The organism is Nitrosomonas sp. Nm166, assembly GCF_900112825.1.
Taxonomy (GTDB): domain Bacteria; phylum Pseudomonadota; class Gammaproteobacteria; order Burkholderiales; family Nitrosomonadaceae; genus Nitrosomonas.
The window spans coordinates 1-11439 of record NZ_FONE01000061.1; the positions used below are offsets into that span (position 1 = coordinate 1).

At 41.1% G+C, this 11439-nt stretch carries 12 protein-coding genes, 3 pseudogenes and 1 other annotated feature; of the genes and pseudogenes, 6 read left to right on the plus strand and 9 right to left on the minus strand.

What is annotated here, in order from left to right; translation table 11 throughout:
* Window positions 1–345: pseudogene (locus BM021_RS16290) on the plus strand (DDE-type integrase/transposase/recombinase); the annotation flags it as partial.
* A gap of 56 nt (window positions 346–401) precedes the next feature.
* Here the strand turns inward: BM021_RS16290 and BM021_RS16655 are convergent.
* The 3 genes and pseudogenes from BM021_RS16655 to BM021_RS15605 all read right to left on the minus strand — a co-directional run.
* Window positions 402–533, minus strand: a pseudogene (locus tag BM021_RS16655) (IS481 family transposase); the annotation flags it as partial.
* 39 nt (window positions 534–572) lie between these two features.
* Entirely contained in the window at window positions 573–1406 is an 834-nt protein-coding gene (locus tag BM021_RS13635; RefSeq protein WP_090721563.1) for a transposase, read from the minus strand.
* Window positions 1041–1155: a sequence feature (AL1L pseudoknot), on the minus strand. (Overlaps the previous gene by 115 nt.)
* A gap of 315 nt (window positions 1407–1721) precedes the next feature.
* A complete protein-coding gene (locus tag BM021_RS15605) occupies window positions 1722–1889 on the minus strand; it encodes a hypothetical protein (protein WP_177186388.1) in 168 nt (55 codons plus the stop codon).
* Between the two features lie 457 nt (window positions 1890–2346).
* Between BM021_RS15605 and BM021_RS13640 the strand changes: the two genes are divergently transcribed.
* Entirely contained in the window at window positions 2347–2883 is a 537-nt protein-coding gene (locus BM021_RS13640) for a nucleoside triphosphate pyrophosphohydrolase family protein (protein WP_090721564.1), read from the plus strand.
* Between the two features lie 231 nt (window positions 2884–3114).
* Here the strand turns inward: BM021_RS13640 and BM021_RS13645 are convergent, their stop codons facing one another.
* The 6 genes from BM021_RS13645 to BM021_RS13665 all read right to left on the minus strand — a co-directional run bounded on the left by BM021_RS13645 (window position 3115) and on the right by BM021_RS13665 (window position 7069).
* A complete protein-coding gene (locus tag BM021_RS13645) occupies window positions 3115–3435 on the minus strand; it encodes a hypothetical protein (protein ID WP_090721565.1) in 321 nt (106 codons plus the stop codon).
* 119 nt (window positions 3436–3554) lie between these two features.
* Window positions 3555–3803, minus strand: a complete 249-nt coding sequence (locus tag BM021_RS13650) for a hypothetical protein (RefSeq protein WP_090721566.1) — start codon at window positions 3801–3803, stop codon at window positions 3555–3557.
* Between the two features lie 212 nt (window positions 3804–4015).
* A complete protein-coding gene (locus BM021_RS13655; protein ID WP_090721567.1) occupies window positions 4016–4210 on the minus strand; it encodes a hypothetical protein in 195 nt (64 codons plus the stop codon).
* Window positions 4211–4403: 193 nt separating this feature from the next.
* The gene (locus BM021_RS15610; protein WP_177186389.1) at window positions 4404–4544 is read right to left on the minus strand and encodes a hypothetical protein; all 141 of its coding nucleotides are present in this window, start codon (window positions 4542–4544) and stop codon (window positions 4404–4406) included.
* A gap of 314 nt (window positions 4545–4858) precedes the next feature.
* A complete protein-coding gene (locus BM021_RS13660; RefSeq protein ID WP_090721568.1) occupies window positions 4859–6004 on the minus strand; it encodes an acyltransferase family protein in 1146 nt (381 codons plus the stop codon).
* Window positions 6005–6796: 792 nt separating this feature from the next.
* A complete protein-coding gene (locus BM021_RS13665) occupies window positions 6797–7069 on the minus strand; it encodes an MmgE/PrpD family protein (protein ID WP_143074356.1) in 273 nt (90 codons plus the stop codon).
* Window positions 7070–7368: 299 nt separating this feature from the next.
* On the opposite strand from BM021_RS13665, the gene BM021_RS13670 reads away from it, so the two are divergent.
* The 4 genes and pseudogenes from BM021_RS13670 to BM021_RS13685 all read left to right on the plus strand — a co-directional run.
* The gene (locus tag BM021_RS13670) at window positions 7369–7548 is read left to right on the plus strand and encodes a hypothetical protein (RefSeq protein ID WP_090721570.1); all 180 of its coding nucleotides are present in this window, start codon (window positions 7369–7371) and stop codon (window positions 7546–7548) included.
* 129 nt (window positions 7549–7677) lie between these two features.
* Window positions 7678–8634, plus strand: a complete 957-nt coding sequence (gene speB, locus BM021_RS13675) for an agmatinase (protein ID WP_090721571.1) — start codon at window positions 7678–7680, stop codon at window positions 8632–8634.
* Window positions 8627–10588: a biosynthetic arginine decarboxylase gene (speA, locus tag BM021_RS13680; protein WP_090721572.1), complete on the plus strand. Its 1962-nt coding sequence runs from the start codon at window positions 8627–8629 to the stop codon at window positions 10586–10588. Before speB ends, speA begins: the two co-directional genes overlap by 8 nt.
* Window positions 10589–10739: 151 nt before the next feature.
* Window positions 10740–11397, plus strand: a pseudogene (locus tag BM021_RS13685) (integrase core domain-containing protein); the annotation flags it as partial.
* Window positions 11398–11439 lie beyond the last annotated feature (42 nt).

Below are 11439 nucleotides of genomic sequence, written 5' to 3' on the forward strand. Positions count from 1 at the left end.
TATACCGTGTTCGAACATTGCGCAAGAAATTGAACTTACGCTGTAAGCAAAAACTGAAATTCAAAGTGAACGACCGATTCTAAACATCATTTACCGTTGCACCCAATATTCTGAACCGGGAATTTTCTAGCAGCCGCGCCTAGTAAAGTGTGGACCAGTGATATCACTTATATTCCTACGGATGAGGGCTGGTTGTACTTGGCTGGTGTAAAGGATCTGTTTAATGGAGAACTGGTCGGCTATGCCATGAATGAAAGAATGACTAAGGATCTGGTTATACAAGCTTTGTTTCATGCAACTGAAAGTAAACATCCGGATAAGGGACTTATTGCTCATTCAGATCAAGTGTATTAGCTCAGATCAGATCGTACAGATACCCAATTGATTGGGTATCTGTCAGGTTAAATTTGGTTCAAGTTTTTACTGTTCCAAATCTCTTTCCCACTGAGCAAAGTCTCCATCGGAGTTTTTTCATTGCAGATTTTGCCCTGATGAGTTCTTTCATTATTGTAATAATCGGTCCAGCTGTCCAGTGAATCGCCCCGGTTTTTCCGGAGACTTTTTTTGTTGAGTCAAGCTGCCTTAGCAGACCCATTCTGTTGTTGATAATAATCCATTTCAAATTCTGCCAGTGGAATATTACCGATTGATTCCAGCAATCTTCGATTGTTGAACCAATCCACCCATTCCAAGGTGGCAAATTCCACGTCTTCTATACCGCGCCATGGGCTGCGGTGCCGAATGACTTCAGTCTTAAACAAGCCATTGATGGTTTCAGCCATGGCATTGTCATATGAATCCCCGGTTCTGCCTACAGAGGAAGCTATATTGGCTTGCCTCAGACGCTCCGTATAGCGAATCGAGCGAGCAACTTCAATACCTTCTCGCAGCAGTTGCCGCCATACCTTGCGGGCACCATAAACCCGGAAATTGTCTTTCCATACCCACTGTATATCGAGTTCAAGTTTCCTGTCCCGCTTTATCCGATTAGGCAATCGATCAGAATCTCGTTCGCGCGTCCTATGTTCATAATAGATCGACGGAGCAATCTGAATTTGTTCGCAGATTGGCTCGACCCCGTACCGTGCTTTGTGTTCGTCTACAAATGCCACCATCATTTCGATCGGCGGTCGAGCGTCCTTTCGCAAAATTGCTTGTTTAAGCTCACGATTCTCGCGCTCTAATTGCTTGAGTCGTTCACGATCCGATGACGATATGCCTCCGCGAATTCCCTGATCGGTCTCCGCCCGCCTTACCCACGTGCGTAACGTCTCCGCTGTGCAGCCAATCTTCGATGCGATCGATTTGATGGCCGACCACTGCGATTCATGCTCCTTTTGCTGCTCAAATACCAATCGTACCGCTCGTTCCCGTACTTCCGATGAATAACTGATTTGATTTTTCATCTTCTCCTCCTCTCAAACCATTTTATCTCCGGAAAGCCCGGGGCGATTCATGCCATTAACTTTGCTTTCGGCAATATAAACTTTGATCGTTGCACCAACGCGTAGGCCAAAGCCTTTTATTTCACTGTCACGATAAAAAGCTTGTTCATTCTCAGAATACGGAATGGAATCAACAATCAGGAGATCAAGAACAGGTAGCTGCTTAACTTTCTATACACGAGATTTGACTATAGCTCATTAAATTGCGGTCTATATCAAACGAAAATAGGGACAACAAAAAGCCCGCCTGAGCGGGCTATCTTAAAAAGCTCATAGCTAAAAATCCTCGATATGATACATACCATCTGAGAAATTAAAACTTTGTTCGTCGTAAGCTTCGATAAGGGGAATATCTTCTGGAGAAGCAGCTCTTAGGAAATCCACATCATTTGATTCGTGCATCATATTGTCGTCCTGGAAAATATTATTCTCATGAATAAACATAGTCTTGTCCTTTTTTATATCAATAGATGAGTCTTAATACTGCCCTGTCTATTTAAAAACAATCTGTACGGTAAGACACATTGGCAGAATGATTTATACATATTTGAGTGCATATAAAATTCAAAGATACAATCGCCATGTATACAATATTCCTTAGGTTAAAATATTGAACAGAAGCGTTTAATCAGCTGACTATAATGTTTCATTCTAAAGTTTTGGCTAATCCCCTTTATTCCAGTATATCTACCTGAAGATTTATACCACAGCATTCCATAGCTGAAGATTCCGAACACTAACTAAAGAAAAAGAAAGTCTGGTTTCCTGATAGCCTGCTGGAACTTTAATTTTTAATTTTTTTTCTTTGTTGCTCTTCATGAAAGGGTTGAATTTTTTTATAGAAAACTTATATCAAAAAACCTAGCTAGGCTTTATCCGTTGTTTTTAAGGAGATTGATAGATGGAAAGATTAATACATAAAGTTATTAACTGGGCAGAAGAAAGTAACATCGTGAATGGATCCGACTTAAAAACTGAAACGTTAAAGTTAGTCGCTGAATTTGGTGAGATGGCATGTTCTATAAATAGAGTCAAGGAATGCCGTAAAATAATAGGTAACTTAATGATTATAATGATAATAATCTGTAGAATGAAGAATATTTCTCTTTATGACTGCTTAGAATTTACGCAGGAAATAACTGAAAAGAGAGTAACAAACCGAAGGTTTGTGCTAAAAATTATGACTCAACACTTAGGAAAGTTAACTCACAATATCATCATGAATGAAGATATTGGAACTAATATGGGCTACCTTCTCATTTACTTAACTGCATTGACTAAAATTCTTCGTTATTCTTTACGGGATTGCCTTGAGATAGCCTATAACGATATTGCATTTCAGAGAGGGGTAATGTTTGATGGCACTTTTATAAACGAAACGGATGAAAAATATGATACCGCTGTAGCTATTTTAAAATCCCAAAAACCTGATGAATAAGAAGGCTGTGCAGATCGATTAATATTAGGCCATATATTTCCGGTCAATGGTAAGGAAGAACCGATCTATAAGAGTTTCTGTAGAAAGAAGGGAGATAAAAAACCCGCCGAAGCGGGGTAATTCTTATGGTAATTTCCAAGGAAATTTGCATCATTCTAAGTTTCTGTTCTCGCCATGAGACTGATAGGGCTCATATCTTGTTTCTTCTCTTCCAGAAATCGGATATCAGCTTCATCTGTTCTCGGGAGCTTTCCCTGGCAGAACTGCATCATCTATTCCTGAGTCTTTCTCGAATTGGTTAAGCTGGCCAGAGCCTTGTTGTTGAGTAGATCTGTCGTGTAGCTTTGAAGTAGGGTGGTTTTGATCGTTATCAGGAGAACCTGTTCTATTCCTTGAAGCATTCATCTTTTCTTGAATGCGTCCAGGTTCTGATATTTGGTCAGATCGTGGTTTTTCAGCGGACTTATCTAAGGGTGGGGTTGATTGAGAGAAAGCAAATGAACTAAAGGTAAAGAAGAATCCAAAAACTAAAAAAATTTTTATCTTGGTCATGGTAATAACCTCACGGATAATTAACAAATTAGTTGTTATGTTCTTATGAAAGAAAAATAGTCAGTTCATTTCTTACATTCATAAAAACAAGAAATCCGCCGAAGCGGATCATTGGGATATTATTTTGAGGAGTCACGGGATTTGTCTGCAGCGGATCCTTTCTCCGCAGCATCATCACGAGGTCCTTCGGGATGAGCGCCACCCTTTTCAGAAGGTTTTTGCTCGCTCTTTTTGTCGGTTTGGAAGGGAACAGGTTTTGGGGAATTCTCCTTATCATCAACTTTATTCTGTGTTTGAGTGTAATCTGCGAAAGCAGGGGCGCTAAGCAATAGAAATCCACTGAGAATAGATATCAGTAATTTTTTCATTATGCTTCCTTTAGTTTAATAAAATGAAATTTTATAATGCAGAAAAGTAGCTCATCAGTCTGTGCGCCAAAGCACATGTCATGGTGAAATCGTCTTGAGTCTTAAATTAAGAGAACTGTCAGGTAAGTGTGTCAAGTAATTGTATTTTTGAAGTGTCCAGTTATCCGTTAAGAGCAGCATGCTGAGAAAGCATTATTTGTATTATCTCATCATTATTTAATCACTATCTCGAATTTATATTCAGAACGACGATCTTTATCAACGAGATTATCCTCTATTGCGTTTTTCCAGGCTTCTTCAAAGTAGTCTTGATCTAATAAGTGCTGGTTAGCACTTCCACTTCCTAGCATAATTGAATAAGAAATAATTTCTTGATTGGTATAAGTATCTGATATTCTTACTTTCATTTAAGGGACCTTTATTATACTTCAGGGTCTTATCTGAGCTGCTAAGCAACTTAATTCAACCGAATGAACCTAAGGTAATTCTCCATTCTGCCGAACATCACTTTTAAAAGTTTCGTCCGGAGAGATCTGGGCAGGGAGAGCGATTTAATTGTGGTATGGCTTCTTCTACGTCTATGCCAAGTTAAAGATCGACCTAGATTTCTCCGGCCTTTGCACTTCCTGGCGCTTTCTCCTGATTAGGATCTGGAATGGGATCTGGTTTAGGATGAGGTGCCGGATTCGGAATCGGATCTGGCATAGGTGGGAATGGGGTAGATCTGTTTATTGATTTCATGCTTACCTCCTCTAAAGTTTCTTATTGATAAGTCGATATTACACCAGCAGTATTCATTCGCCACTCTACCGGAGAGCATTTCATGCTCTCCGGTTTTTCATCTAAAGAAATTTTTAATTGTGCCATTTATATTTGGCAGTTCTATCAGGTTTGCCATTTATTAGATAAGCATGTTTATCTGAAAACTTAAACGCTTATCTTCGGCTTGAAATTTATGGCGATTATTTATAAATATCTTGTTCAGCTCTTATGAGACGACATGGAGGACTGCGCAAGATAAAAATATGAGAGAAAAGAGTAGTGTTCTCAGGTTACTAACACGGTCTTGTCAGTGCATATTTAGTTTCGAATAAACAAGTCAATCGAAAGCTAACCCATTTACGAGCAGGCATTTCCAGAGATCGATAACTCCAAATTGAAATAGGAATAACCAAGCTCACCATACAGGCAACGAAAATTAGCGATCCGAGTATGCTACTTTGCAATGGCAATCCTGTATAGTCTTCCCAATCTTGTTGCGCAATGAATTTGATGAGATAGTGCCACATATAAATAGAGTATGAAAATAACCCGATCGTGTGAAGATAGCGTGTGGCGAGCCAATTGCATAAAGAACCGCGATCTTCCCATGTAACCAAAACGATCAAGGCCATCAAGCTGATGGAAATCACATCCGCCAGACCAAAGTGTAACGCCAGTAAGAGCGCTATGCTTGCTGTGATCTGAATAAACGTTAAGCATCGCTCTGACAGAGCAGAAATTATTTGGCGGCTTAAGAATAGTACGATACCAATTGAAAAGGCTGATGCGGCACGTATGACAGACAAGCGAAAATCCTCATCTACATCCCCACTGATACCAAGGTAGAAACCATAATAAAACAACATAATACATAACAATCCAGTCAGAGCAATTTTTCGCGTGCTGCCATCCATTGTTAGAAGAGCAGCAAAGATCAGATAGCAAAAAAATTCCGCACTGAGAGACCATGATGGAAGATTCCATGTTACCCAATCGAACATGCCCCAAGCATGAATAAGTAATAAATTAGCTAGTAATGATTCGGCGCTTCGCAAGGAGCCATCAAACAGACAGCAGAATGTGTCGCTGCGGCTCCAGCTAATCAGCGAAACCATGAAAAAAAATAAAAATACTGTCGCGAGTGAGACTAAGTGCAGCGGATATATTCGTGAAAAACGAGCAATTAAATAGTGAATAACATCACGAACGGTACGGCGCTCAGGATGTTCGATACCGTAGACATAGGATAGTACGAAGCCACTGAGGATAAAGAAAAAATCTACCCACAGATAGCCCTTTGCAAGAAAAGAAGTTATCTCATCTGGATCAATTGATGGATGAAAAAAAGAGCGAAAATGGACGAGGACGACTATTAGAGCTGCCATACCTCGTAGCGCTGTATGAGAGCGAATTTCATTCTTGTTTGATATTGAAGTCATAAATTAACCTTTTCAGTGATAATGCCTCCGCATCAGCGAAGATTTTTAGCTTACTTATAGAAAATATATCAGTTCAAGTTTAGTTTGACAGTTACCAACTTAATCAAGTGCCTGTCGGTTTAGATCTAATTTCACGATTTCAGAATGAAATTAGGACATTGATGAAAAATAAAATAGTGGGCTATAGTCAATAAACGAATAAGCGCTATCAGAAGAATATGTAAAAAACAATGATCTGATTGCTGTATTGTTTTTATTGTGAATTAGAGATATTGCCGAAGGATTTACCGCTATACTGAACCCTACTAATCTCTATTCAATGGGTCGTGATGAAAAGTGTTTCTAAAGTTATCATTGAAACGAAGGTAAGGCATGCATACCTGCTGCCTCTACAGTGACTATACCTAGACCTAGACCACTCGATAAGCAATCGATGCTACGGCTACTCAATATTTGACCTTAATTGCTCTCTTTTGAGCACCGGATCTTGGATTATTAAAAAATATTGTTGTCAATTAACTTATAATTTACCTCCTTTAAGTGTCATGTAACCATTTACTTTTCTATATAGAGTTCTTATAGAGCAAGAATCGATACTTAGCCTTACAGTATACTGAAGTGTGCTAGTTTAGAGCAAATCGTGCGTTACTGAATTGATCGGGCCATCCGTCAGATTCACTTAAACTAGTCCATATAAAAGTTTGCTGCTTTATTATTGCAGAACTTATATTCTCCTTTATTTTCATACAATAAAAAACCCGCTGGTTGAAGCGGGTCTGGATTAATAAATAACTATTCAACAGCGGGAAATTTTTTATTAAGTGTATCTCTCGTAAACTCAGATACTTCTTTATTGATAGCCTGACCATCCCTGTCAGGAATAGTTTTCTCGGGTATGTTATTTCGACGCTCTGAATCTTCAGGCAGATCTTCTTCATAAGGAATATCCTCGGGTGGTTCTTCATCAGTAAGTTTTTCTTCTAAGTCATCCAACTCTGGATCAGATAATTGTTGATTGCTGAATTGATGATTCTTTTTTAATACAATTTGATTAGATTGAGCCATAAAAATTACCTCTAACATAAAGTAAATTTAGGAAAGAATAATTATGATCAAGTAATTAATAATTAAAGTCTGTTAAATCGATCACTTATTGGTGAATTACGCTTCCAGCTCATTAAATCTTATTCTAGGTTTTGGCTTTCCTTTAGAACGCGTGAGGAGATTAATCTAGGTTCGTTAGCGAACCGATGAAATCTAATTTCACTCGTAGTTTTAAATATGGCAATTGACCAAGCCTTTGATAGCAATAGACGATATCAAATTTATATTTAAAGGGTTAGCGTTAGAGAACTCAACAAATTATGTTGCCAAAAGATTTAACTGGCGGAGAAGGTGTGACCAAGACTTTGATGCCTTCAATAGATGTGATTGTTTTTGAATCAGAAACAGCCAGCATTGAGGATCTTGATAAATTAATATCATCAATTAGTGATATCGAAAAAAATCAGAGAAGGAAGCCAATGATTATCTGGTTGAATTAACATGAATATACCAAGCAGTAAGCCATTGAATTATTAAATTCCTCTATCCCATGGCTTGCTATATCATTTCTTTTTTCGTAAATTGAAATGAATTAATAAACAGTTACTTTTATTAAAGCAGGAGTATTTATGAGCAGTTGGGATAATGGGTTTCGTGGCAAGCCGGGACAGGGCATGGCGCACACCCTGAGTTTCGGGGGTGCAACCAGTTTTTTTCGCGTACCTTATCAGGCAGAGATGACCGGAATAGATGTGGCGGTAACCGGGGTGCCTCTGGATATTGCCACTACTAATCGTTCTGGTGCGCGATTAGGGCCGCGTGCCATTCGGAATGCATCGGCATCCCTCGCGTGGGAGCGCCCGTGGCCCTGGGCTACAGATCCGATGGCTGCATTACGGGTAATTGATTGCGGTGATTGCGAGCCCGCAGATGGCGATTTGTTAAGTGTGTCTCACATCGAAAAGCATATCGCTAATATTGTTAATGCGGGAGCAGCTTGCCTCATGCTCGGTGGAGATCATTTTGTTGCATACCCCAGTCTTCGAGCGCATGCCGCCGTGTATGGTCCTGTAAGCCTGATTCATTTCGATGCGCATACCGATACTTGGCCTTCTTCGGGCAATGGCATCAATCACGGTACTATGTTTTATCAGGCAGCGCATGAGGGGATTGTAAATCCTGCATTATCTACCCAAATCGGGATTCGTACGACCAATGATGATACGCTGGGTTTCCATATTGTTTCTGCAGCAGATGTGCATCAAATGAGCGGCCGTGAGATAGCCAGGCAGATATGCGAGCGGGTGGGTACTTCTCCGGTTTACCTCACATTTGATATCGACTGTCTGGATCCTGCTTTTGCACCAGGCACGGGAACACCTGTACCCGGCGGACTGTCATCCTTTCAGGCACTAAACATTATTCGTGAACTCAAAGGTATCAATCTAGTAGGCATGGATGTTGTCGAGGTGGCGCCCGCTTATGACCATGCTGAAATTACGGCACTTGCGGCTGCCCAGATCGCAATTGAATTATTATGCCTTTACGCAGCACGCCCCAAACGTAACGTTAAAAGTAATGAATGATCAACAACACGTAGTAAAACAGCACGATTGGTCCTGTGCCGATGCACGGGTACTGTATGCCATGGATAAATGGGCAGACGGTTTTTATTCGGTAAACGAGCTGGGCCATGTCTCCGTTTGCCCTCTAGAAGGTCAGGAATTACACATTGATATCATGGATGTGATCCGCGAGGCTCGCTCCGAAGGTACTTCTCTACCGATGCTGATTCGTTTCCAGGATGTGATCAGTTCACGTGTACGACGTTTGAATCATAAATTTCAGATGGCGATTCGGGAGAGCGGCTACAAAGGCACATATCGAAGTATTTATCCTATTAAAGTTAATCAATTGCAGGAAGTAGTGGCAGAAATTCTGGAGGCTGGTCAAGAATTCAATATTGGATTGGAGTGCGGTTCTAAGGCAGAGTTGCTGGCCATGCTGCCACTCATTACCGATGAAACATTGCTGCTTTGTAATGGGGTCAAAGACCGCACCATGCTGATCTTGATGTTAAATGCGCAACAGCTTGGGCAGCAGGTGGTACCGATTATTGAAAAATACTCAGAATTTGAGCATTTGATGAGTTTGGCAGAAACGCGACAAATGAAACCCCGGCTAGGGGTGCGATTGAAGCTGAATACGAAAGGATCGGGACGTTGGTTTGAATCAGGTGGGACAAGTTCAAAATTTGGCTTGACTATTCCGGAGCTGGTAAAGCTCATACGCCAACTGGAGGATCGGAGAATGGCGAAGCAGCTGGAATTGCTGCATTTCCATCTGGGAAGCCAAATTGCTGATATTCAGGTATTGCGGAGTGCAATTAGGGAAATCACGCAAATTTATGCCGATCTGATGTTGCGGGGTATGCATATTAAATATGTGGATGTGGGTGGGGGGCTTGGAGTGAATTACGGCGGTGATTACGATACCCCGGAGTCATCTATTAATTACGGACTGCGCGAATACGCTAATGTGATCGTATATACGGTTAAGGAAATCTGTGATGAGCGACAGGTACCTATGCCCCATCTGCTGTCCGAGAGCGGCCGAGCGCTTACTGCCCATCATTCTGTGCTGGTAGTGCCTGTGTTGGGGGTACATAGGCCGGACAGTTTGCCAATAGCTGACTTTCTGGCTGATGCGCCTGCCGTGGTATCGCGAATGGCAGCCGTATTCCGCGATGCACAGTCTGCGCAGAAAAGTAATATGTTGCTGGAATGCTACCACGATGCGCAGGAAATTCGTCAGGAGACGGAGCAGATGGCACGATTGGGTTATTTGTCTGTGGAGTATATAGCGCAATCGGACAGTTTATATTGGAGTATTTGCCGCGAAGTGCTGCGTAAGCTGGCGGCGGCTGAGCTGGTTCCTGTCCCGGCTGAGCAGATGGAATTGGAGAAACAGCTCACAGATATGTACTTAGGGGATTTTTCCGTTTTTCATTCGATTATTGATCATTGGGCTATCGGGCAGGTTTTTCCCGTCATGCCCTTGCATCGGTTACAAGAAAAACCCGAGCGACGGGGGCAGTTGGTGGATTTGACCTGTGACTCGGATGGGAAAGTTAATAAGTATGTATCAATGTCTGGAACGAGCGACTTTCTGTTTTTGCATGATTTACGTCGAGACGAACCTTATTATCTGGGCATTTTTCTTGTGGGAGCCTACCAGGAAATACTTGGTGACGCGCATAACCTGTTTGGACGCGTGGATGAAGTGCATGTTTATGCAAGAGCAGAAGAAACAAACGGTTTCTGGATAGAGGAACTACTGAAGGGCATTAGCGTTAAGGAAATGCTGAGCCAGGTGCAGTATTTTCCTAATGATTTGGGGCGGCGCATGTCTGAATTTATCCGCAGACAGATAAATGCTGGTCGTATTAAGCCTGCGGAAGGAACCCGCATACTGAATAATTATACCCAGCGTTTGGGGGATACCACTTATTGTGATAGCTATTTTGAGGAGTCTTCATAGAAAATTACCATATCTCCTGTTGTGGTCAATAAATCCGGATATTCAAGGGTGCTAAGCTGCCACATCCTCAGGGTCTGGCAATATGCTAAAGATTATTATTGATTGTTATTTGCGCCAGACTTATCATTTTGGGCAACTGCGCATCAGTTGGTATTTACAGCGTTATCATCAAATCAATATTTCTTCCGGCGGCGTTTATCATGTACTTAAAAGAAATAATCTGAATAGATTGCCTCAAAACCAACGCAAACGTTCAATACCGACGGTTCATCGCTATGAAAAACCAGTCCCTGGTCATCATGTGAAAATCGATGTGAAGTTTTTGTTCTTCAAAGATAATGCCGGCAAACGCATCAAACGATTTCAATATGCCGCCATTGATGATGCAACACGGATTCGGGCGTTAAAAATTTATGATCGCCATAATCAGCAGAATGCCATTGATTTCGTAGATTATGTTGTGAATAAATTCCCATTTCGAATCCATACCGTGCAAACGGATAATGGCCATGAGTTTCAATCAAAGTTCCATTGGCATTTGAATGATATTGGCATTAATCACCGCTATATCAAATCAAGAACACCCAAACATAATGGAAAAGTCGAGCGTTCTCATAAAACTGACAAAATGGAGTTTTACCAACTACTCACCTATAAAGATGACACCGATTTAAATGCTAAATTATCTGAGTGGGAGATCTTTTACAATTGTGCCAGACTACACCGCTATGAATGGAAAAACTCCTTATGAACGATTAATTCCAATTACAGATAGAAACAGTAATAATATAAGCCTTTACCTTTGGTAGAGGTCATCATGGCACGGAAGGCAAGTGGAACGGAGCAACTTG